Here is a 20,932-nt window from a genome sequence, read left to right on the forward strand (position 1 = left end):
TTTATAAAGGTAACTGTTTTTTGCTAAATGATTGTTTAAGCACAACTGTTGATTCTATATTTGCGATACAGCTTAAGCCACCTAGTTGATGTTTCACAAACGTTTCGTAGCTCTCAAGATCATGTGCAATGATTTTTAATAAATAATCATAGCTTCCTGATATTACACAACACTCTAATACATGTGGTAATTTTTCTACATGTTGCTCAAATTGCTCTGCAGCACTGACCGAGTTTTGGCTTAATCGTACAAACGCATATACCAATACATTAAGATTAAGTGCTTTGGGATTTATGGCGGCGTGGTAGCCGGTAATAATGTTTTCTTGCTCTAACTTTTTTATACGCCTTAAACAAGGTGTATCCGATAGGTTAATACTGCCAGCTAAATCTGAAACCGACATACGAGCTTGGCTTTGCAGTGCAATGAGTAATTGCTGGTCTTTTTTATCTAACATAGTTGTCGGCTTTTATTGATTATTTTTATATTTGTAGTGATTATTGCTAAGTATTGCAGTTTTTACTAATTTTTTTGGCGTTTTACCCTCATTGAACTCTGTTAGCATTTAACTATAAAAATAATAGAGCACATCAATGAACACACATACCGCTATTTTCGATCACTGGATACGAACAGAGTTTGTCACTTTAAATAGTGAATTAGAGCAGCTTTATTGGCAGCAAACCGATAAAGCAAATGTAGAAGGAATAGGTGAGGCCTTAAAGCAACAATTAGAAAAAGAAGGCAACGCATTAATTAGTAATTTATTAGCCGAGGGAAACACAGATCAAGGCTTTGATAGCGCTTTTGACTTACTCGGTAACGTAGGATTATTTATGGCAGCGTGTAGGCGCCATGAAATTACTGAGCCAAGCAGAGAAACTACTTCACCGCTAATTGAAGCCTCAGCGCTTGCTATGCATATAGGCGCATCCATTGGCGTAACCCCTCGTTTTGCTACCGCCCACTTAACTACTCATAACAAAGCACTTAACGGTATTTATAAACGATTTACTAATTTACCTGATGAAAAGCTGTTTCTTGATTACAACACCCAAGGTATTTTGGCCTACAAACGGGCAAGTGATGCTTTATTAAAAATATTGCCGTTAGGTATTTCACATCCCTTGTGTGGTGAGTTATTAAAAGTAGCTAAACAAGCGCTTATAGATGTAATTGAGTCAAACAATGCACTTTATTCTGAGCTCGATACAGATCGCTTTTTTAACTGCGTTCGCCCTTATTATAAACCGTACCGTGTAGGTAAAGAGGTTTACAGAGGGGCAAATGCTGGTGACTTTGCAGGTATTAACGTGATTGATATGCTGTTAGGGCTGTGTAGTGCAAACGAGCCTAGTTACTCGCAAATGCTGGTGGATAAGTTTTTATATATGATGCCAGAGGATCAACAAATCCTGCGAGAAGCCATGCGTATGCAAAGCTTTATGGATGACTTTTTACAAGCAGAGCCATATAAAAATACAGATTGGTTTAAAAGCCACGCAACGTTATTTATTCAAGTGTGTAAATTACATGGCGACACCGCAGTCGGTCATCATAATCAACTGGTTGAAAAGTTTATTGCTCAGCCTTCAAAAAATATGCAACAGCAGCATATGAGCAAGGTAACAGCAAGTGGTCCGCCGCTTAATGTGTTACTTGATTCGCTCGAAAAATTAAGAGATAGGCGAGCTAGCGCAAAACGCGACGATATAAAAACACGTTTTGACGATCTAAATACACTTAAAGAATGGGTTAAATAGCATGCTTAAAAATGATTTTTGTATGGCTGATGGCTGTTATTTACTAAACCACTCGGTAGGGCGTCCTCTTAAAAATACGCAGCAATATTTAGCACAGCACTACTTTTTACCGTGGGAGAGCTCAAATAAAGAACCTTGGCAACAATGGCTGCCCGCAGTTGAGCAATTTACTACCGCGCTTGGTAAGTTATTTAATGCGCCTAGTTCGCAGTTTTGTCCTCAGGTTAATTTATCAAGTGGCTTAACAAAATTGCTTATGTCGCATCCACGGCTACAGCAAAAAAATTGTAAAGTGCTTATGGCGCAAAGTGATTTTCCGAGTATGGGTTTTGTAATGCAAAAAGCGTTGCCAAAGTGCGCGCAAATCATATTTATACCTGAGCACGAAAACCTAACAGATATTAGTGTTTGGCAGCGTTATATAACTTGTGATATCGATTTAGTTTTTATAAGCCATGTGTATTCAAATACAGGTGTACAGGCGCCTGTGTACGATATTGTAGCTATAAGTAAATTAACCAATAGTTTATCAATAGTTGATGTTGCTCAGTCAGCGGGTGTTATACCGCTTGATTTAAGCGTGCTCGATGCGGACTTTATGATTGGCTCGAGCGTTAAATGGTTATGTGGTGGCCCAGGTGCAGCTTATTTATGGGTTAACAAAAATCAAATAGAGTATTGTGAGCCTAAAGATGTGGGTTGGTTTTCGCATCAAAATCCATTTGAGTTCGATATTAACCACTTTGAATATAACGCCAGTGCGCTTAAGTTTTGGGGGGGCACCCCTTCTGTAGCGCCTTATATTATTGCCGCAAATAGTATTGCCTACTTTGCAGAGCTAACAGCTCACAAGGTAAGGGTGCATAACTTAGCGATGCTTACTCTTATTCATGAGCAACTAAGCGAATATGTTGCATCACCTATGATTGGTGATAAATGCAGCGGGACTGCTATTTTGTTTTTTAACAAGCAACAAGACCATGTACTTACAGAGCTTAATAAAGCGAAAGTTAGTGTAGATGCTCGCAAATTTGGAATACGAGTATCGCCACATATTTATAATACTCAAGAAGACGTTGCGCAATTTATTTCTATAGTAAAACGAGCGCTTAAGGGTTTTGGCTAAGCTGCTGCTTTCTTTGCTTTAATGACTCTATTTTTTGCTGCGTTTGACTAATTGATGCGTCGTAGGCTTGTTTTAATGAATTTGTTTTAGTTGCGATAGCATCAGCAATAGACGAAGCGCCTAAACGATTGGCCTTATCTTGGGTCATATAATCTATTTGTTGTTTTTTAGCTGCGTATTCTTTTTGGCTTTGTTCAATAGATAGCTCAAGGCGCTTTATTTCACGCTCTATTTGCTGAACTTCTAAGTAGTCATCAACAGAGGTATCGGTGATACCTTTACCGGGCGTAGAGCTTTTATATGCTTCAATTACATTTATATCTTTTAGAGTAATAACTTGTGCATCTTTAGCGCAAGGCGTTTGGCTAAAAGTAGGAACGCCCTTAATTACACACTTATACACTGTTGTACTTTGTGCCAAGGTAAAAAATGGTGCTGCCGCGCAAAATGATAGCAATATGAACCGGATCATAGTTAAATCTATAAGTGGCTAAAGTTGTGTTAATAATGCCCTAAGTTATTACTAGGCACAATTTGTTTAGTTTTTATAAATTTTTGGCACAAAAAACCACAATCAAGCGGTTTAAATTAAGTATGGTCCAGAGGGAGGGATAGACTTGCTTACATCCATGTAATCAATCGCTACGCGACGCTTGCAGCGGCCTAAAATGTTCCAGACATTTTGTCGAACCCTGTCGAGGGTTCTCACCCTCCCAATTTAGTATCGGTGTTAAATTTTGGGCACAAAAAAACCACAATTAAGTGGTTTAAATTAAGTATGGTGGAGAGGGAGGGATAGACTTGCTTACATCCATGTAATCAATCGCTGCGCGACGCTTGCAGCGGCCTAAAATGTTCCAGACATTTTGTCGAACCCTGTCGAGGGTTCTCACCCTCCCAATTTAGTATCGGTGTTAAATTTTAGGCACAAAAAAACCACAATTAAGTGGTTTAAATTAAGTATGGTGGAGAGGGAGGGATTCGAACCCTCGATAGAGCTACAAACTCTATACTCCCTTAGCAGGGGAGCTCCTTCGGCCACTCGGACACCTCTCCAACGCATAACCGGTTGTATTGATGGAGTAAAAAAGCCACCAATTAAAATATGGTGGAGAGATAGGGATTTGAACCCTAGATGGGCTATAAACCCATGCCGGTTTTCAAGACCGGTGCATTCGACCACTCTGCCATCTCTCCGTGACGCAGAATAATACTTAGGTGATACCGCTGTGTAAATAGCAAAATGACTGTTTGCCTAAAAAACATACGTAAATGAGGTTTTTTTTGTAAATAAGGGGAAATTAAGGCAATTTTTAATAAAATAAATAGGTTGCAGCAAACAATGGGAGCTAAATAAGTGACTTCATTTAGTGGTTGAGTGTTCGCTGCACCGAAAAATAATCATGGTTGGGTGATTATTTATATTGAGCTGCACCGCTAAGTGCTAGTCTTTTACCAATCGTGTTAAGTTTAGCTAACATTCTTGCTTTACGGTTAGTTGGTTTAACGGCTACTTGCGCTGCTGCTGTTTGATTTAATGTATTAATTGGTTTCATTATTTTGCTCCGGTTGTATCTGTTGAAATCGCGTGCATTTTGCACGTTGCTTGGTTAAAAATACAACGATAAAAATTGAGCCTGAGGGATTAGTTAAACTAATCTGAATTGATTTTATTAATATGCGATTCAGTAAGTTGCATTACTGTTTTTGCATAGCTATTTATATGACGGTTGGTTTTAACCCCTTTGATGTTGGGGTTTTTGGTTTTTTAATTTATTTTTATGCATTTTATACAATGTTTTTTGATTATTTATTCAGATTAAAAAAATTTAATTAAACGTTTGTTATCTCACTCTAAAATACATTGCTGGAAACAAAAGCTTGTCACTACTTATAATTATTAAACCAAGTATCAAAAAACAGAGCCAAAAATCATTGGCATGGCTTAAAAATATCTGTAAAAAACGCAGCTTTTCTTATTGTATATTTACTACAACGGGAAGCTTTGACGGTGACTGCGCTCAAATAAGGTTGTTACTGAGTAAATTTCCCAAAGTAGTTGCACTAGGTGGCGATGGGACATTGAACTTGGCGGTTAATGCGCTAATAGGCAGCAGCTGTTCGTTAGCATTATTACCTTGCGGTACAGGTAACGATTTCTCCAGAGGGTTTAATTGCAAAGAAGATGATTGGCGAAAGGCATTATTTAATACACCGACAGCAATTGATATAGGAAAAATTAATAGCCGCTATTTTATTAATATTGCAGGGTAGGATTTGATGCTCATGTGATTAAAACAATTAACGAGAAAGCTAATTTTTCATCTTTTGATTACAGTTGGACGAGTATCAAAGAGCTATTTTATTATCAAGCTCAGCAGTTACAAGGTACGTTTAATGACGATGTAAGGGCGTGTTGATCTTTGTGGATTGAAATTTGTTCAATCTAGGGGCGATTAAATTGCGGCGCGATGTTTGTAACCTAGTGGGCTAAGTAAAAACCGAGCAACAAAGAGTTAATCGTCCCTAGAAAGAACCCAAAGGGCAGCACATGTTTGGCATTTATGCTGCGTTATCGCCTATTTATGGGGAATAACCACACTGCATAGGCTCTGCCTGGCCTAAAAACCAAACATACTGCTGCAAATTCAACCACCAAAGGTCAACACGCCCTAGGCAGTATCAAAATTTAATTACTGTATTTGCTAATCATAAGTACTTTGGTGGCGGGCTAAAAATAGCGCCAAAAGCAGATTTAATTGATGGTCAGCTTGAGTGTTATCAAATGCGATCGGGTGGGCTTTTTTATAATGTAATAAGCTTTATTAAGTTATTTTTTAAGCGTCATGAGTATATAAAAAACCTTACCTATAGTCGCTTAAATACAGCTTCCATAAATACTGAAGGGCTATTGATTGAAGCAGATGGTGAGCTGATAGGTAAAACTCCTGCAGTTGTTAGTGTGCATGGACAGGCCTTACTTTTTCATATGCCAATAAAAAAGCGCCTACAGTAAAGTAGGCGCTTTTGCGTTAGTTGCGTTAATAACGCGTCTAACTGGGGACGGAGCCACTTTTAGCTATTGCTCTATTAGCTAAAAAGGCGTTAATTCGTTTTGTTGGGGTAAGCACAATGGCGTTACCTAATAGTACTAAGCTAAACCCTGCAAAGGTATTTGCGTGCCATTCAAACCCTTCAAAAAAACTACTTAGCGTTACTGCCACTAATGGAAATAAAACAATAACGTAGCTGGCTTTTTCAGGGCCAATATTTTTTAGTAGTGCAAAGTAGCAACCAAAAGCGATTACGGTGCCAAATATTGATAAGTAGAGTAATGATAACCAGTAACTCGGTGGCGCGTTTACACTAAATTGCACGTCATTCATTAATACATATAGCGCTAAGCCTACGGCGCTATATAACATGCCCCATGCATTGCCCTGCAATACGCCAATTTGCTTACGAGAATTTCGAACGCTTACCATATTTCCTAATGAAGCCACAAAGGTACCGCTAAGAGCAAGTAGTAACCCGACCAATGCACCATTACTTAAGTCGAACTGCTGTAACTGCGGCCAAAACAGGGACGTAATACCTAATACAGCAAGAACAGCTCCTGTATAAATTCGCTTTGAGATTGGTTTACCAAAAAATAGTCGAGTGTTAACTATGTTCATAACCAGCAGCATCGAAAAGGCAATGGAGCTCATGGCTGAGGTTAGGTAATTTTGTGCCCAGTAAAGCATTAAGTAATTTAAACCAAAGTTAAACAGAGCTAATAAAGCAAAAAAGCCATGATCGACTAATGAGAAACGCATGTCGGGTTTTTTGTACGCTACATACAACCACATTAAAAGTGCTGCAATAGCAAAGCGATAAAATAACGATAGCTCTACCGCAATATCACCTAGCTGAAATTCGATGGCTAACCAAGTAGAACCCCAAATTAAAACGGTTGTAATGTATAGCGCTGCACTTTTCATGGTTACTCTCCAAAGCCCGATTGAATGGCTATTTTAAGACCTATCTGTATACTTACCATATACAGAAAAGTAAAAATGTAACCTATACAGATTTGGTGTGTGATGATAAGACAAAAAAATAGCCAGGGGCATGAGTTTCTATATCAGCAAGTTATTCAGTTGATCAGAGATATGAGCGCCCAGCAGGTTTTACTCCCTGGCGAAAAACTTCCATCACTGCGTAAAATGGCAGATAACTTAAACATTAGTATTCCGACAGTGAAGCAAGCTTATCAAACACTTGAAGATCAGGGGTTAGTAGAGGCACGTGAAAAATCAGGGTATTTTTTAAAAGTCGTTAGCATGGCGCATAACTTACCTAAGCGAGTTAAATTGAGTCGCGAGCCTGTTGTGGTAAATAAACAAGCCTTAATAGAGCAGGTATACAGCGCCATTCATCAAGCTAACGTAGTCCCTTTTGGTATCGCTAATCCTATAGCCGCTGCACCTACCGATAAAGCACTGGCCAGAAATATGCGCCGAGTAATGACAATTGCCGGCAGTAAAGCCATTAACTATGGGCCAACAGATGGATTTGTGCCGCTGAAAAAGCAACTAGTGCATCGCTATCTAGATTTTGGCATTGGTATAAATATGGACGAGCTTGTGATCACCAATGGTGCACAGGAAGCCATGGCTATTGCGCTTAAATGTGTGACAAAGCCAGGCGATGTAGTTGCCATTGAGACGCCTTGTTATCACGGGATTATAGAGCTAATAGAGAGCTTAGGCCTCAAAGCGCTCGAAATACCACTGTGTCCAGATAACGGCATTTGGCTAAACGATTTAGAACGCGCTTTGAATGAGCATGACATAAAAGCATGTTTATTCTCGACTGCAATTAGCAACCCTGTAGGCAGCTTTATGCCAGATAAAAACAGACAGCAGCTGGTGGAGCTACTTGAAAGTCATGACGTAGTGCTTATTGAAGATGACGTATACGGCGATTTATATTTTACGGCAAAACGAGGCACACCAGCTTTAGCGTACTCTAAAAAAGGATTAGTGATTAGTTGCTCATCTTTTTCTAAAACCGCAGCGCCGAGCTATCGTGTAGGTTGGTTAGTTGCGGGTAAATTTGCAACGCAAGCAAGGCGATATAAAAGAGCACTAAGTTGCTCTGCTTCGTTAATAAACCAATGGACGTTATCTGAATTTATTGCCAGCGGCGAGTACGACCGAAATTTAAAAGTACTTAGGCAACGCCTGCGCGATAACAAAGAGCGTATGCGATGGTGCTTACAACAAGCTATGCCAAAAAACACACGTATAAGCGATCCAAAAGGAGGCTGCGTTATGTGGCTAGATTTAGGAGGCGAATACGATAGCCAAACATTGTTTTTACTTGCGCTTGAGGTTGGTATTAGTATTACCCCTGGGCTTGTTTTTTCGGCCTCTAATAAATATAAAAGCTGCGTAAGGTTAAGTTATGGTGTGCAATGGAGCGCGCAAATTGAGCAAGCAATAGTTACATTGGGTAAGCTTACTTTATTAGCTAAAAAGTAATACCAATCTGCTTATATATGGGGTCTATTTAACGTTAAGAAAATTACGCTAGAGCTAGGCAAAAGTTTTTGTATCTAGTTGTTCTAAATAAAAAATTTAACGAAGTTATAGTGCAATTTAATTCGTTAAACTGATCAAAGATTTATGCAGGTTGGTATAAGTTTGCGAAACATAAAAAAGCAGCATTTAAGTAAACTTAAATGCTGCCAAAGGGATGTTAAATAACGTTTGCTGTACTAATTCTGTTTAAAACTAAATAACTGGTAACCTTCAAGCTCAGGCACTTGCATTATTAATTGCTCTTCTTGTTTTGCTATATCAGCAAAGCTTCCACATAAAGAGTTAGCACGTTCTTCAAGTGCGCTTGCATGTAGCTCTACTTTTTCTTCTATTTGTGCACCCATATTTTCCATACGTTGTTCAAAGGCATCCATATCACCGCCTGAACCAAGTAACTCAGAACCTAAAGCTACTAAAATACTGCCCATTGATTGCATCACTGCTGATTCAACCGCTGTTTCTATCTGCTGCTCAAATTGTTGTTCAAAGTTTTCGCCAAATTGATTAAAACTTTGTTGGCCCATTACAAATGTACCTTGTTGGTAAAATGTGTTTTCTACTTCGATTTTAATGTCATCCATAAGCTCTGACATATTATCAAGGCCGTCAATATTAAATGCATTGCCTACTTCTTCTAATGCCACACCGGCAATTTTAACGCCTTCTAGCGCTATATTAGCTACTTCAGGTAATTGTGTGCGTAAACTATCAGAGTACTTGGTTAGCGCTTCGCGTTGTGAGTTATTAAGTGCTACAAATTCGCCATTTACAGTTAAGTCACCATGGGTATTAAACTGCATGGTTTTATTGTTGACGGTAAAAATTTCCAATTCGTTTGGCTTAATGCGCACATCATTTTTAAATTCGACGTTACATTCATCATTACTAAATGAAATTGCAGAATCGTTATCGTTATGAGCCATAGCGGCTGGCGTACAAATTAATGCGCTAACTAATAGTAATTTTTTCATGTTTGTTCTCTACTTTCTGTTGATGACGATTAACTAATAACAAGTTTGGTGCCAGTTTTATTTTTTAATATAAAACATATGGTTAACTGTTTTTGTTTGTTTTTTAGTAAATGAAATTAATTAATAAATAACTATTTTTTAGTCAAATTGGCTAACTAATAAAAATTAATAAATTTTATTTATCGATACGATAAAAAACTCTCACTTTCCTCAATTCAAATTTAGCGCTATTTATTCACATTACTGACATGAAGACTATTTACAGTAGTCACGTGGCTTTATTTTGATGTTAATTTGCACAGCATTTTGACGTTAAACATTTTAATTTTACCGACTATTGCGATAATAAAATCCTTGGTTGGTCTCAAACACTTTATGGAGTGGGTTGTGGGTAAGACATTTAGTTACGATGCGCTAGATGACGATTTTGTTGAAGACGAGTACGAAATGCTCGGCCGTAATCAACACGATAAGAACAAGCAAAAGGTTAAAAAGAAGTTGGAAGACTACCTTGAGCAAAAACGCTTGCGTAAAAATCTAGGCGAAGACGATTTAAGCGATTACACCGATTAAATTTCACTAGTATAAATAAAATACCAATTAATATTGAGAGTTTAAATGTGCAGTTATGCGTATGTTTAAGTTTCAGTAGTATTGGCAATAAAGAGGCCCTGCGCCTCTTTATTACTTTTTAAAGCGTGCTTTTAGCCTGTGCCAAAGCTTTTTGAATTGTAAGTTCTAGCTTTTCGGGTTTAGTAAAAGGTGCATAACGTTTAATTGGCGTGCCATCTGCGGCAATTAAAAATTTAGTAAAATTCCACTTTATTTTACGTGTTAAAAAACCAGGTAAAGCCGATTTTAAATAACGAAAGACTGGGTGAGCATGCTTACCGTTTACATCTACTTTGGCCGCCATTAAAAAACTCACACCAAAATTAATTAAACATCCTTGCTCTATTTGTGTAGCGTCGCCGGGTTCTTGCTGACCAAATTGATTACACGGAAATCCTAAAATAACTAAACCTTGGCTGGCATATTTATTATGCAAAGCTTGAAGCGACTCGTATTGGTAGGTAAATCCACATTTACTTGCGGTATTAACAATAAGCACAACCTTACCTTCAAAATCACTAAAGTTAATAGGTTGACCCTGCAAGCTTGTTGCGCTTAATTGATGGAATTTGTGCATATTGGCGTCTTTTTTATTATTGTTATTGGTATTTTAACCTGAGTACAGTATTTCATAAAGTATAAAGAGCGCTCTAATTTAAAATCAGAAATAGCCCCATACCGGCAAGCGTTGTGTAATAAATATTATGTGTTTTATAGGCAACAATGATGGCGACTATCGCTGCGCTTAAATAAGGGTTTTGCCAGTTTAAGTTAATGCCATCTTCATTCAAAAACACGATAGGCACCCAAATTGCTGTAAGCACCGCAGGTGCGCTAAAGCTTAAAAATTGCTGCATTTTAGGACCTACTTTAAACGGTAAAGCGCGGTGTAAAAATAAATAACGCGTAAAAAATGTAATGCACGCCATGAGTAAAATAGTTGTCATCATAGCGTTGCTTCCTTTTTAGCGGTTAGCCTTGCTGTGCTATAACCTGCGGCCATTGCCAGCAGCGCTGAGCAAACAAGCCATAACTCAAATTCGGTACTTTTTAAAAGCGTTGCGCTGACGCCTGCTACAATTACCGTAACGAGTGAGGCCAAATTTTTGATTCCCGGAATAACCAACGCGATAAACGTGGCAGCAATCCCAAAGTCGAGCCCTAAATTAGTTAAGTCGGGCAGCATTGTGCCCGCTACAATGCCAATTAACGTCCAAATATTCCATGCAATATAAAAGCTAAAACCAGCGCTCAATGCGTATATTAAGCGTGTTTTTGTTCTATATGCTTTTCGATGATGAGAAAACGCAAACAGCTCGTCGGTTAAAACAAAGCTCACCGGTAAGCGCCAACGCATAGGTTGATCAATGACCTTATGACGCACAGCTAAACCGTATAAAAAGTGCCGAGAGCTAATAATAAATGTTGTGAATAAAATTGTGAGCAATGGTGTGTTGCCCGCCATAAGTTCAATCGCAACAAGCTGTGCAGAGCCTGCAAATACTAATAACGACATTGCTTGGGTTTCAAAGGCGCTAAAACCATTTTGAATCGCTAAAGAGCCGCATAAAATACCCCAAGGAACAACGGCTAAACACAGTGGTAGCATATCTAAAAAGCCTTTTAAAATAGCTTTTTTAACTGGTTGCATGATATTTACTCTCACGGCTTGTAGAATGGCTCATAAGGATACCTTAATATTATGATGTTAAAGTAGTTAACAAATTAAATAATACTGTTTTTTTAAGGATAGGCACAATGACGACGTTAAAAGTGTGGGATGGGTTTATTAGATGCTTTCATTGGTTTTTGGTTGTAAGTATTGCAGTGCTTTATTTTAGTATTGAAGAGGGCATGATTGAGCTTCATTTTGTTGCTGGCTTTTTTACTTTAGCACTTATAGTAACACGTTTAATTTGGGGTGTTATTGGTAGTAAAACCGCGAGATTAAGTGGGTTACTGCACTCTCCTAGTGCTATTTTAAAGGCGCTAAAAACACCAAGCGAATCGTTAGGCCATTCAGCACCCGGTAGCTGTATGGTGATAGTGTTTTTTATATTAATCATAACGCAACTTGTAAGTGGCCTAATGAGTAGCGATGGCATTTTAACTGATGGCCCGCTTGCTCAATATGTGTCTAGCGATACGATTGATTTTGCCAATTGGCTACATGAGCTGAATTTTGACATTTTACTCTATGCTATTGGCTTGCATGTATTAGCTATTATTGTTTATAGAATAAAAGGCAAACCGCTAGTTAAGGCGATGATCACAGGCTCAAAAGAGTTAAAAGCGGATGACTCTGAGGCTAAAGTAACTAAAGCGTCTTGGCCTGCGTGGTTAATATTTATATCTTTATTGGTGTTGCTGGTATTTACGTGGGCGAAAGAGCCTTTAACTTATTTGTTTAGTTAAAAATACATTAAACCAACCTTAAAGGGTTGGTTTTTGTTTTTGGTTACATTCTTTTGTTTGATTGTTATGCGGGGTCGAATTATAATCGCCGCATTGCTGGCAAACTAGCCGAAAGGTTAGGACGCAAAGTTTCCGGTCTAAGGCTTTTTAAAAGCTATGGTAGCGGGACTACTGCATAACGTGTTGTTATGTATCACTTGCCCTCAGTGTATTTTTTGTGTATCCATAGTGTATGGATAAGATTTTGTAACTCTTAAGGTGTTGCCGTGTTTATGCATACGTCGTTGGCCTGTGGAAAGTGGTCAACAATAGGTTGCTTAAATCATCATACCCAATTATTTATTGGTGATGTGGTGAGTGTAATCTTTTACGACATGCAAGGAGAGCTGGTTAGTTTATCATTTGATTACAAGATCACCTCGCTTGAGCAAGGTGAGCCTCACGCATGGCCACGTTTAGTTGCCGAGCATATTAATGTGCATGTTCCTCTGGTTAGCGCAGGTAAAATGACCGAACAGGGTTTAATTGTAGCCTATAGAAATAATGAAATTTTTGCTTTGCAAAGCAGTGGTATATGTAAAGCACACATCGACTTTCATTGTATTGCAAAATGCGATGAGCGTGTTGTTAAGAACCTTGATACTTATGATTACGTGTACCCTGAAAATTGTGAAAACTATAATGCGGGTACAAAGGTATTGCAGCCAAAAACTGGGCATGTATATCAATGCAGGCCTTGGCCATTTAATGAGTTTTGCCGCACGAATGACGATAATAAGTCTATGTTCGAACCTGGTGTAGGGCAAAGCTGGGCTATGGCATGGCAGCAAATATAAAGCTTAAATTATCTTCCCAAAGGTATAGCGGTTTTAGTAATGAAGCGTTTACCGTTTTAACCCATCCAACTATTGGGTGGGCTTTTTTATTTTTATGATAAACTGCAAATCACATTATTTTTTTAATTGGTTTTGTTGTGTCTCGTCCTGTCTACTCTTTAAGTTTATTACCTAATTTCCCGATTGCTAAACAGCAAGCCCATACATCAAGTACTCATAATAAGATACGTACCGATAATTACTATTGGATGCGTGATGACGATCGCCAGGATGAGCAAGTACTTGCGCATTTACATGCTGAAAATGCGTACTGCGATGAACAGTTAGCTGCTATGAAGCCACTAGAAAATACACTTTTTGAAGAGTTAAAAGCACGCATTGTAAAAGATGATAATTCGGTACCCGTTAAAGATGGGAAATACTGGTATCACTCAGAAGTTCGTGGTGATGATGAATACTCGCGTCACTATAGAAGTACGAGTATAAAGGCCGATAATAAAGAGCTTTTACTCGATGTGAATGTCTTAGCTGAAGGATTTGAGTTTTTTGAGCTGGGCGAAGTCGCACTAAGTCCATGCGAGCAGCTTATGGCTTACTCTGAAGATACTGAAGGTCGTCGTATTTATAATGTTCGCTTTAAAAGCTTAGCGACCGGTGAAATGCTACCTGATGTACTTGAAAATACAGAAGGACAAGTTGTTTGGGCTAACGACAATAAAACTGTTTTTTATGTAAAAAAAGATTTAAAAACGCTATTAGGATACCAAGTATTTAGGCATGAGCTTGGCTGCGAGCAAAGCCAAGACGTAATGGTCTACGAAGAGCAAGACAGCAGCTTTTTTATGGGACTTGGTAAAAGCCGCGATGAAAGCTTAATTATTATTGATTTAGCATCGACAGAGACCAATGATACATGGGTGCTTGATGCTAATAAGCCCACTGGCGAATTTAAAGCATTAATGCCGCGTGAAGATGGCCACGAGTTTGACGTAGATAAGCTAGGTGACACATTTTATATTGTGACTAACTGGCAAGCTAAAAACTTTAGATTAATGACGGCAACAAACGAAACAATTGCTGATAAAACACAATGGGTTGAGCATACAGCTCACAGAGAGAATGTACTGCTTGAAGGTGTAGAGTTATTTAATGACTTTTTAGTATTGAGTGAACGCGAGCAAGGGCAAGCTCGATTTGTAGTTGTTAATAGGCAAGGGGATCGTATGGCACTTGAGTTTGCCGATCCTTGTTATTATGCTGCAATAGCAATGAACCCAGAGCCAGACACAAGCACTGCGCGTATTTATTACTCAAGTTTAACAACACCAGGTTCTTTATATGATGTTGATTTAGCAACTGGCGAAAAAACACTACTTAAACAGCAAAAAGTACTCGGTAGTTTTAATGCCGATGACTATCAGTCTGAGCGATTAATGGTAACTGCTCGCGACGGAGTTAAAGTACCCGTATCAGTTGTTTATCGAAAAGACAGCTTTAAAAAAGATGGCTCAAATCCGTTATTTCAATACGGTTATGGTGCGTATGGCTATACGATTGATCCAAGTTTTTCAAGTTCATCGCTGAGCTTGCTCGATCGTGGTTTTGTTTATGTAATAGCACATGTTCGAGGCTCTGAAATGCTAGGTCGTCAGTGGTACGAACAAGGTAAAAAAGAGCATAAACAAAATAGCTTTAGTGACTTTACTGATGTGACAAAAGCGCTTGTTGCACAAGGCTATTGTGATAGCAGCAAGGTGTTTGCCTCAGGCGGCAGTGCTGGTGGTTTATTAATGGGGGCGGTTGTAAACCAAGCACCAGAGTTATATTGCGGTGTTGGCTGTCATGTACCATTTTTAGACGTATTAACCACGATGCTTGATGAAAGTATTCCGCTCACAACAAATGAATACGATGAATGGGGTAATCCAAATGAGCCTCAGTTTTATGATGTAATTGAAGCTTACTCGCCGTATGACAATATTCGCGCCCAAAACTATCCGAACATACTCGTTACTACCGGTCTTCATGACTCACAAGTGCAGTATTGGGAGCCTATGAAGTGGGTTGCAAAAATGCGTGAACTTAAGACTGATAGTAATATTTTAGTATTTAAAACCGATATGGATGCAGGGCACGGTGGTGCATCAGGTCGCTTTAAAAGTTTAGAGGAAAAAGCACTCGAAATGGCCTTTTTTATTGCTTTATTAAATTAACTGCAAAATCGGAAAATTGTATTATCCTATATATAGAAGTTGATATATGTAAGGCGATTTATGTTTGGTGCACATGGTGAATTTCAAATTTGTTCACAGCCCCCTCAGATGTATTTAGAATTGAAAGGGAGCTTTAATAATGAAGGCATTACGCTGTTAACTAATGGAGTTGTTCAGGAGTTGAGCACTCACCCTGAAAATACGATTAAGTTTGTGGTTGTTAATTTAAAAGAGTTTGAGCTGTTAACTTTGGATGGCCTCGATTCATTAGAGGCCTATTTTGCCGGTGTAAAAGAACGTGGCTATCAACGAGTTGACTATATAAACATTAATATCATAGCTAAAAATATGTTTGAAAAAGTATGGAAAAATAGCGATGTAGAAGTTAATTTTTATAAAGATACCGAAAGCTATTTATTAGTGCACCCAAATGACAGTTATATAAAACAGAACTGGTAATTAATATGAGTATTATAAACCGCTATTGAAGAGGGCTTATAATACTCTCTAAACACCCTTTATAGCGCCGTGAAAGGATTAAACACATATCGTTTTTCAGTCTTACTCTATAATCGCAACTGTCAGTAGGCATCAGTTCGCAAATAGCTTGTTTTCTTACCAGCGTAGAGCGATGAATGCGAACAAATCCTTCAGGTTCTAGTTGTTGTTCAATATTTTTCATGGTTTCGCGATGTAGTACCGGCGTATTACCTTGGGTAAAATGCAGCTCTACATAGTTGCCCGCGCCATTAATCCAAATAATATCATTTATATCAATTAGCCTTACCTTACCTACATCTTTAACCACAATGTGTGATGATGGCTTTGCAGCTTGTGTGCTTTGCTGGTATTGGCGTTCGGCCGCACTTGCAATCGGGCAAAGGTGAATCAGCTTATCAAAGCATTTATCAATACGTGATGCAGTTGAATCTAATATTAAAAAATCTACAGCGCCAACTTCAAAGGCAAAACTCGCAAAATGTCCCGATTGAGCAATAATGACTAACTTCAGCTTTTTAGCAAGCTCTGTTAAATGCACTATTTGCATCGGGTCAGCTAGGTTGGTTAGTTCGTAAAACAGTACATTGTATTGATCTGTGTCTATTTGATCTAATCTATTTGTTTGAAGAAAAGATTGAGATTCAAAGTGCCGGTGATCTTGCACGCGCTTTGTTAAAAATGTTGCAAACTTAGTGTTACTAACAAAAGTTAATGCATGAAAAGAAGCGATCATTATTTTATATCTCTTGCTGTATATAATAATAAAGACCGTGCTTAGCGGAAAAAATGTTATGAAAAGTACAATATATTTATAAAATAATTGTGACGTACTGATTCATCCCATAAAACCTGCTATTCGTACCAAAGACTACGCCTCATAAATAATGCCCGTAGAGTGTTTAAATAAATCCCCTTACTGTAATCCGCGAAGTAACTATTTAGTTACAAAAATAACAATTCAGGGGAATTATATGGCATTAACTAACAAAGGTAGCGCGCGATTATTTAAAAAATCGTCGTTAACAGTTGGGCTAAGGAGCGCGATACTTGCAAGCTTTTCATTTCAAGGTGTTGCAGCAGAAGATGACGAAATAACTAAAATAGAACGCGTACAAGTTACAGGTTCTCGAATTCGTTCAGCTGAGGCAATGTCATCGGCTCCTATTCAAGTTGTAGATAGTGCTGCTATTGATGCATCAGGGTCGTTAAATATTCAAGACTTATTATTAGAGAACCCTGCATTTGGTACACCAGCTATTAGCCGTACTAACTCAAACTTTAATACCGCAAGTGCGGGTGTTGCTACTGTTGATTTACGTAATTTAGGCTCTAACCGCACATTGGTTTTAGTGAATGGTCGTCGTTATGTATCAGGTGTACCAGGTAGCTCTGCTGTCGATTTAAATACTATTCCGAGTCAATTCATCGAACGTGTTGAAATTATGACAGGTGGTGCTTCATCTGTTTATGGTTCTGACGCTGTTGCTGGTGTAGTTAACTTTGTACTAAAAGATGATTTTGAAGGTATTGAATTCGAAGGCCAATATGGTGAATCAAGCGAAGGCGATGATGAATCACGCCAATTTAACTTTACCTCGGGCTTATCAAGCTCAGATGGGAAAGGGCACGCGATGTTCCATCTTGGATATTCTGATCAAGGTGCTGTTTTTTCACGTGACCGTGACCGCTCGGCAGTAGACCAATTTTCAGGTATCTTCTTTGAAGATGATCCAGTAGCAAACCCAGGTTCTGTATTTGATGCTGTAAGCCCATTTTTATCTTCATTTCCGCCACAGGGTCGCTTTAGCGCTGGGGATGAAACATTTACGTTTAATGATGCAAACACCCTACAAAACTCGTTTAGTACTAACGGTGGAGATGGCGTAGCTGCAAATGGTTTTAACCGAAGTAGCGTACGTACGATAGCGATACCTACAGAACATTACTTATTTGTCTCAAATGGTAGCTACGAGCTAAGCGAAAAGCATAGCTTTTTTTATGAAGGTACTTACGCTGCAACAACAACCGTTTCTGAATTAGAGCTATTTCCTTTAACCGTGGCAACCAAGATTTAAAAGAAGAAGTTGGTGACTCTGTAACAGTAGGTTTAGTATTTACACCAGAAAATCTAATATCAGGCCTAGACATTACGCTTGATTACTTTGATATCGAAATTACAGATGCAATCGTATCAACACCTCGTCAGTTTATTCTTGACCAATGTTATGGCGGCGGCGATACAAGCTTTTGTGACTTTGTAACTCGTCGTAGTGCGCCATCAGGTAATAATAGTGCTGGTTCACTAGAGTTTATTGATAGCGGTGTATCTAACAGTGGTGGTTTAGGTACAGAAGGTGTTGATTTAACACTGACGTACTCTACTGATATTGGCCCAGGTGCGTTTAGAACTCGCCTTGCTTATACTTACCTAATCGATGGTTATAGCATTCCACTTCCGGGCGCTGATAAAGATGAGTTTGCTGGAGAAATTGGTGCATCAGAGCATAAAGCTAACTGGAACTTTGGTTATAAACTTAACGACTTTGATTTTAACTGGAGCTTAACTTACATTGGCGCTGCAGACTTTGATGATCAATTCTTAAGTGGTTTTGGTATTGCTCCAGGTGGAGTAGGGATTGGTTCAGTGACATATCATGATGTTCAAGCAAGTTACCATATCAGCGATTCAACAGAGCTTTACGCTGGTGCGAGTAACTTATTTGATAAAGAGCCACCACGAATTTTATCGGGTGTAAGTGGTTCAAGCACGGGTACTGAAACGGATGCAGGTACGTATGACCCAATTGGGCAATCATTCTACATTGGTTTTAGAAGTAAATTCTAACCAACAATAACGATACTAACTATAGTTACTTAATTAGTTACGTTCACAAAGCCTCAGTATTGCTGGGGCTTTTTTATTGGAAAAAATAATGCGGCAGTAATTTTTTATACATCGTTTATCCCAATATATAAGTATTGTGCCCACTTAAACCAAAAACAACGCCACTGGTAACAGGGGCGTTGTTTAGTATGGGGAGGAGGCTAATATAGTAACCGAATCGCTTGATTATTTAACGATTTATCCCTATTTGTGCCCTCTTCATTGAGGGTTTTTTTTTGCTTAACTTTAGTCTAAGTAAGCTTTTAACATCCAAACCAGCTTTTCTTGCTCTGAGATGTAATCACTCATTAGTGAGGCTGTACCTTCATCGTCTGCATCACCAGCTTGAGTTAAAATTTCACGCTGCATGTGAATTAATGTACTGTAACCAGCAAGTAGGTTCTCTACGGCTGTAACGCCATCACTAATACCTTTAGCTTCTTTAATTTTACTTACTTCAAGGTAATCAGAAAATGCATGTAGAGGTGCGCCATCTAACGTTAAAATACGTTCTGCAACTTCATCTACTTTTAGAAGTAATAAGTTATAAATTTCTTCAAACTTAACATGTAGTTCAAAAAAGTTACGGCCTTTAATATTCCAGTGAAAACCACGCGCATTCATGTACTGAATTTGGTAGCTGCTTAATAGCGTATTGAGTGATTTTACAATGTCATCACTTTTAGCACTGTTTAGACCTATTGCGTTTACCTGTGACATAACTTGCTCCTTGAATAACCGTTGATTTGTGAACTTGTGATAAGTATTACTAATTTCGATAAATTAGTAAATTCGTTTAAATGTATCTAGTTAATAGTTTTAACCTATTAGCTGTTTTTGATACCTGTATTCACTTTAGACTATTAATAGAAATGGGACTGATTAATAAAAATACTACCCCTCAAAAATAAATAAAACTCAAAAGTATATAAATCATGATCTAAAACAAATTTTATTCAAGGTAATAGCTTAGGTATTTTTTTATTGATGTAGGTCAAAAATCATCCATCCTAACGGCGCATAATAATATTGTCGAAATAATTAGGAGAGATAACATGCATGCAAAAACAGCAAAACAAAATAAAGCAGAGTTAATTGTGGTAGGAATTGCAGTCATCGCATTTGTGCTTGGGTTAGTAGCGCACTTAGCGGGTGCAAGCTTTGCGAACTCAGATTTTTTTGGCTACATTGCGGCGCCGATTCCACTTATATTGGCAGTGGTATTTTTAATTAGTTATAAAATAGCAGCCAATGCTGAGGATTAATCTTTCTCGTTTAAGCACTTTAAAATGTAATCGAGTACTTGGCGCGAGTAAATCATACTGGTATGGCTTAAATGAAACACTTTGTGTTCGGCCATACCTTTAAGTTTGGTTTCATCTAGTAATACGGTGCCATCTGACTGGCTACCTTTGACTATTAAAGGCATAAGCCCAATAGGTAAATCGCCTGCGATACTATAAAGCTTAGCTTTAAAAGGCCAATTACCATTTTTAGTAAGCAAAAACTCAACACTATTTTTTAAAAATGATTCAAACCCTTTTTGCTTCATTTTTTGCGCTATATGGCTGCCTTTATGTGGAGTACCCAGTGTAATTACCTTCGTAATATTCTGGCTAGCAGGAGAGTTTGCCTCTAGGTAAGCACGTGCAATAAGCCCTCCCATTGAGTGGCATACAAGCGCTGCAGGTTCGTTAGAAATACACTCATCAATTTGTGCAAATATGGTATCGCGGTGAGGGTCGAGCGTATTGTAGGTAATGTTTAATACCGTCATACCCGACTCTTCAAGTCGTGAACAAAGTGGGCGCATAACAAAGCCAGACATATACAAGCCATGTAAAACAATAACGTGTTTAACTTTCATATGCTCCCTAATACCAATTTTATTAAAAACATGATCATCCTAGCGTATTAAATAATCCGCTACCTGCGTTAAAAATTATTTATATAAAACAGCTATATATCATAATTTTCGCCTTGTTATCGACTTATTTATTTGTCGCTATAATACATAACTAAT

Annotated in this window: 23 protein-coding genes, 2 tRNA genes, 1 pseudogene and 1 riboswitch; of the genes and pseudogenes, 13 read left to right on the forward strand and 13 right to left on the reverse strand. The window is 38.3% G+C overall.

Annotated elements, in window-relative coordinates:
• Position 1: 1 nt before the first annotated feature.
• A complete protein-coding gene (locus tag RB214_RS00295) occupies positions 2-457 on the reverse strand; it encodes an Lrp/AsnC family transcriptional regulator (RefSeq protein ID WP_024604725.1) in 456 nt (151 codons plus the stop codon).
• Between the two features lie 136 nt (positions 458-593).
• Between RB214_RS00295 and RB214_RS00300 the strand changes: the two genes are divergently transcribed.
• Both RB214_RS00300 and RB214_RS00305 read left to right on the forward strand, forming a co-directional pair.
• Positions 594-1,763: a monodechloroaminopyrrolnitrin synthase PrnB family protein gene (locus tag RB214_RS00300; protein ID WP_165744624.1), complete on the forward strand. Its 1,170-nt coding sequence runs from the start codon at positions 594-596 to the stop codon at positions 1,761-1,763.
• 1 nt (position 1,764) lies between these two features.
• Complete coding sequence (locus RB214_RS00305; RefSeq protein WP_309167904.1) at positions 1,765-2,889, forward strand: aminotransferase class V-fold PLP-dependent enzyme; 1,125 nt, start codon at positions 1,765-1,767, stop codon at positions 2,887-2,889.
• On the opposite strand, the gene RB214_RS00310 is transcribed toward RB214_RS00305, so the two are convergent.
• The 4 genes from RB214_RS00310 to RB214_RS00325 all read right to left on the reverse strand — a co-directional run bounded on the left by RB214_RS00310 (position 2,873) and on the right by RB214_RS00325 (position 4,445).
• A complete protein-coding gene (locus tag RB214_RS00310; protein ID WP_024597153.1) occupies positions 2,873-3,361 on the reverse strand; it encodes an RNA-binding protein in 489 nt (162 codons plus the stop codon). The two genes, RB214_RS00305 and RB214_RS00310, sit on opposite strands and share 17 nt — an antisense overlap.
• 491 nt (positions 3,362-3,852) lie before the next feature.
• Positions 3,853-3,945: transfer RNA gene (locus RB214_RS00315), tRNA-Ser, on the reverse strand.
• A 50-nt stretch (positions 3,946-3,995) separates the two neighbouring features.
• Positions 3,996-4,086: transfer RNA gene (locus RB214_RS00320), tRNA-Ser, on the reverse strand.
• A gap of 218 nt (positions 4,087-4,304) precedes the next feature.
• Positions 4,305-4,445 carry a hypothetical protein gene (locus RB214_RS00325; RefSeq protein ID WP_004335040.1) on the reverse strand — a complete coding sequence of 47 codons (141 nt, stop codon included), beginning with the start codon at positions 4,443-4,445 and terminating at the stop codon, positions 4,305-4,307.
• A 325-nt stretch (positions 4,446-4,770) separates the two neighbouring features.
• On the opposite strand from RB214_RS00325, the gene RB214_RS00330 reads away from it, so the two are divergent.
• From RB214_RS00330 to RB214_RS00340, 3 genes are all read left to right on the forward strand, one after another.
• Entirely contained in the window at positions 4,771-5,163 is a 393-nt protein-coding gene (locus tag RB214_RS00330; RefSeq protein WP_309167905.1) for a diacylglycerol kinase family protein, read from the forward strand.
• Between the two features lie 14 nt (positions 5,164-5,177).
• Positions 5,178-5,309 carry a hypothetical protein gene (locus RB214_RS00335; RefSeq protein ID WP_309167906.1) on the forward strand — a complete coding sequence of 44 codons (132 nt, stop codon included), beginning with the start codon at positions 5,178-5,180 and terminating at the stop codon, positions 5,307-5,309.
• A 272-nt stretch (positions 5,310-5,581) separates the two neighbouring features.
• Entirely contained in the window at positions 5,582-5,905 is a 324-nt protein-coding gene (locus RB214_RS00340) for a hypothetical protein (RefSeq protein ID WP_309168926.1), read from the forward strand.
• A 37-nt stretch (positions 5,906-5,942) separates the two neighbouring features.
• On the opposite strand, the gene RB214_RS00345 is transcribed toward RB214_RS00340, so the two are convergent.
• Positions 5,943-6,872, reverse strand: a complete 930-nt coding sequence (locus tag RB214_RS00345; RefSeq protein WP_309167907.1) for an EamA family transporter — start codon at positions 6,870-6,872, stop codon at positions 5,943-5,945.
• 102 nt (positions 6,873-6,974) lie between these two features.
• On the opposite strand from RB214_RS00345, the gene RB214_RS00350 reads away from it, so the two are divergent.
• A complete protein-coding gene (locus RB214_RS00350) occupies positions 6,975-8,417 on the forward strand; it encodes a PLP-dependent aminotransferase family protein (protein ID WP_309168927.1) in 1,443 nt (480 codons plus the stop codon).
• Between the two features lie 236 nt (positions 8,418-8,653).
• Here RB214_RS00350 and RB214_RS00355 read toward each other — a convergent pair whose 3' ends face one another.
• Positions 8,654-9,448, reverse strand: coding sequence for a YggN family protein (locus RB214_RS00355; RefSeq protein ID WP_309167908.1), 795 nt, complete (start codon positions 9,446-9,448; stop codon positions 8,654-8,656).
• Positions 9,449-9,835: 387 nt separating this feature from the next.
• Here RB214_RS00355 and RB214_RS00360 point away from each other — a divergent pair, with 387 nt between their 5' ends.
• Positions 9,836-10,021: a PA3496 family putative envelope integrity protein gene (locus RB214_RS00360; protein ID WP_007579801.1), complete on the forward strand. Its 186-nt coding sequence runs from the start codon at positions 9,836-9,838 to the stop codon at positions 10,019-10,021.
• 118 nt (positions 10,022-10,139) lie between these two features.
• On the opposite strand, the gene RB214_RS00365 is transcribed toward RB214_RS00360, so the two are convergent.
• From RB214_RS00365 to RB214_RS00375, 3 genes are all read right to left on the reverse strand, one after another.
• Positions 10,140-10,637 carry a glutathione peroxidase gene (locus RB214_RS00365; RefSeq protein WP_033030969.1) on the reverse strand — a complete coding sequence of 166 codons (498 nt, stop codon included), beginning with the start codon at positions 10,635-10,637 and terminating at the stop codon, positions 10,140-10,142.
• Between the two features lie 73 nt (positions 10,638-10,710).
• On the reverse strand, positions 10,711-11,010 hold the full coding sequence (locus tag RB214_RS00370; protein WP_004335020.1) for an AzlD domain-containing protein: 300 nt from the start codon (positions 11,008-11,010) through the stop codon (positions 10,711-10,713).
• Entirely contained in the window at positions 11,007-11,711 is a 705-nt protein-coding gene (locus tag RB214_RS00375; RefSeq protein WP_309167909.1) for an AzlC family ABC transporter permease, read from the reverse strand. The genes RB214_RS00370 and RB214_RS00375 overlap by 4 nt, the downstream gene beginning before the upstream one ends.
• A 107-nt stretch (positions 11,712-11,818) precedes the next feature.
• Here RB214_RS00375 and RB214_RS00380 point away from each other — a divergent pair, with 107 nt between their 5' ends.
• From RB214_RS00380 to RB214_RS00395, 4 genes are all read left to right on the forward strand, one after another.
• Positions 11,819-12,475, forward strand: coding sequence for a cytochrome b/b6 domain-containing protein (locus tag RB214_RS00380; RefSeq protein ID WP_033038622.1), 657 nt, complete (start codon positions 11,819-11,821; stop codon positions 12,473-12,475).
• A gap of 88 nt (positions 12,476-12,563) precedes the next feature.
• Positions 12,564-12,651, forward strand: a riboswitch (cyclic di-GMP riboswitch).
• A gap of 96 nt (positions 12,652-12,747) precedes the next feature.
• Positions 12,748-13,311, forward strand: a complete 564-nt coding sequence (locus tag RB214_RS00385) for a hypothetical protein (protein WP_024604716.1) — start codon at positions 12,748-12,750, stop codon at positions 13,309-13,311.
• Positions 13,312-13,448: 137 nt separating this feature from the next.
• Complete coding sequence (locus RB214_RS00390) at positions 13,449-15,524, forward strand: S9 family peptidase (RefSeq protein ID WP_309167910.1); 2,076 nt, start codon at positions 13,449-13,451, stop codon at positions 15,522-15,524.
• A gap of 60 nt (positions 15,525-15,584) precedes the next feature.
• Positions 15,585-15,983 carry a hypothetical protein gene (locus RB214_RS00395; protein ID WP_024597142.1) on the forward strand — a complete coding sequence of 133 codons (399 nt, stop codon included), beginning with the start codon at positions 15,585-15,587 and terminating at the stop codon, positions 15,981-15,983.
• A gap of 22 nt (positions 15,984-16,005) precedes the next feature.
• Here RB214_RS00395 and RB214_RS00400 read toward each other — a convergent pair whose 3' ends face one another.
• Positions 16,006-16,758, reverse strand: a complete 753-nt coding sequence (locus tag RB214_RS00400; protein ID WP_309167911.1) for a LytTR family transcriptional regulator DNA-binding domain-containing protein — start codon at positions 16,756-16,758, stop codon at positions 16,006-16,008.
• 238 nt (positions 16,759-16,996) lie between these two features.
• On the opposite strand from RB214_RS00400, the pseudogene RB214_RS20450 reads away from it, so the two are divergent.
• Positions 16,997-18,750 (forward strand): annotated as a pseudogene (locus RB214_RS20450) (TonB-dependent receptor plug domain-containing protein); the annotation flags it as partial.
• 405 nt (positions 18,751-19,155) lie between these two features.
• Here RB214_RS20450 and RB214_RS00415 read toward each other — a convergent pair.
• Positions 19,156-19,629, reverse strand: coding sequence for a Dps family protein (locus RB214_RS00415; protein WP_165744884.1), 474 nt, complete (start codon positions 19,627-19,629; stop codon positions 19,156-19,158).
• Between the two features lie 335 nt (positions 19,630-19,964).
• Here RB214_RS00415 and RB214_RS00420 point away from each other — a divergent pair, with 335 nt between their 5' ends.
• Positions 19,965-20,174: a hypothetical protein gene (locus RB214_RS00420; protein ID WP_007579816.1), complete on the forward strand. Its 210-nt coding sequence runs from the start codon at positions 19,965-19,967 to the stop codon at positions 20,172-20,174.
• Here RB214_RS00420 and RB214_RS00425 read toward each other — a convergent pair.
• Positions 20,171-20,776 carry an alpha/beta fold hydrolase gene (locus RB214_RS00425; RefSeq protein ID WP_004334986.1) on the reverse strand — a complete coding sequence of 202 codons (606 nt, stop codon included), beginning with the start codon at positions 20,774-20,776 and terminating at the stop codon, positions 20,171-20,173. The genes RB214_RS00420 and RB214_RS00425 overlap by 4 nt on opposite strands.
• Positions 20,777-20,932: the final 156 nt, after the last annotated feature.

The organism is Pseudoalteromonas sp. HL-AS1 (assembly GCF_031198785.1).
Classification (GTDB): domain Bacteria; phylum Pseudomonadota; class Gammaproteobacteria; order Enterobacterales; family Alteromonadaceae; genus Pseudoalteromonas; species Pseudoalteromonas distincta.

Coding starts and splice junctions, on each gene's coding strand:
- RB214_RS00295 (WP_024604725.1), bottom strand. CDS start 457: ATGTTAGATAAAAAAGACCAGCAATTACTCATTGCACTGCAAAGCCAA.
- RB214_RS00300 (WP_165744624.1), top strand. CDS start 594: ATGAACACACATACCGCTATTTTCGATCACTGGATACGAACAGAGTTT.
- RB214_RS00305 (WP_309167904.1), top strand. CDS start 1,765: ATGCTTAAAAATGATTTTTGTATGGCTGATGGCTGTTATTTACTAAAC.
- RB214_RS00310 (WP_024597153.1), bottom strand. CDS start 3,361: ATGATCCGGTTCATATTGCTATCATTTTGCGCGGCAGCACCATTTTTT.
- RB214_RS00325 (WP_004335040.1), bottom strand. CDS start 4,445: ATGAAACCAATTAATACATTAAATCAAACAGCAGCAGCGCAAGTAGCC.
- RB214_RS00345 (WP_309167907.1), bottom strand. CDS start 6,872: ATGAAAAGTGCAGCGCTATACATTACAACCGTTTTAATTTGGGGTTCT.
- RB214_RS00350 (WP_309168927.1), top strand. CDS start 6,975: ATGATAAGACAAAAAAATAGCCAGGGGCATGAGTTTCTATATCAGCAA.
- RB214_RS00355 (WP_309167908.1), bottom strand. CDS start 9,448: ATGAAAAAATTACTATTAGTTAGCGCATTAATTTGTACGCCAGCCGCT.
- RB214_RS00365 (WP_033030969.1), bottom strand. CDS start 10,637: ATGCACAAATTCCATCAATTAAGCGCAACAAGCTTGCAGGGTCAACCT.
- RB214_RS00370 (WP_004335020.1), bottom strand. CDS start 11,010: ATGATGACAACTATTTTACTCATGGCGTGCATTACATTTTTTACGCGT.
- RB214_RS00375 (WP_309167909.1), bottom strand. CDS start 11,711: ATGCAACCAGTTAAAAAAGCTATTTTAAAAGGCTTTTTAGATATGCTA.
- RB214_RS00380 (WP_033038622.1), top strand. CDS start 11,819: ATGACGACGTTAAAAGTGTGGGATGGGTTTATTAGATGCTTTCATTGG.
- RB214_RS00385 (WP_024604716.1), top strand. CDS start 12,748: ATGCATACGTCGTTGGCCTGTGGAAAGTGGTCAACAATAGGTTGCTTA.
- RB214_RS00395 (WP_024597142.1), top strand. CDS start 15,585: ATGTTTGGTGCACATGGTGAATTTCAAATTTGTTCACAGCCCCCTCAG.
- RB214_RS00400 (WP_309167911.1), bottom strand. CDS start 16,758: ATGATCGCTTCTTTTCATGCATTAACTTTTGTTAGTAACACTAAGTTT.
- RB214_RS00415 (WP_165744884.1), bottom strand. CDS start 19,629: ATGTCACAGGTAAACGCAATAGGTCTAAACAGTGCTAAAAGTGATGAC.
- RB214_RS00420 (WP_007579816.1), top strand. CDS start 19,965: ATGCATGCAAAAACAGCAAAACAAAATAAAGCAGAGTTAATTGTGGTA.
- RB214_RS00425 (WP_004334986.1), bottom strand. CDS start 20,776: ATGAAAGTTAAACACGTTATTGTTTTACATGGCTTGTATATGTCTGGC.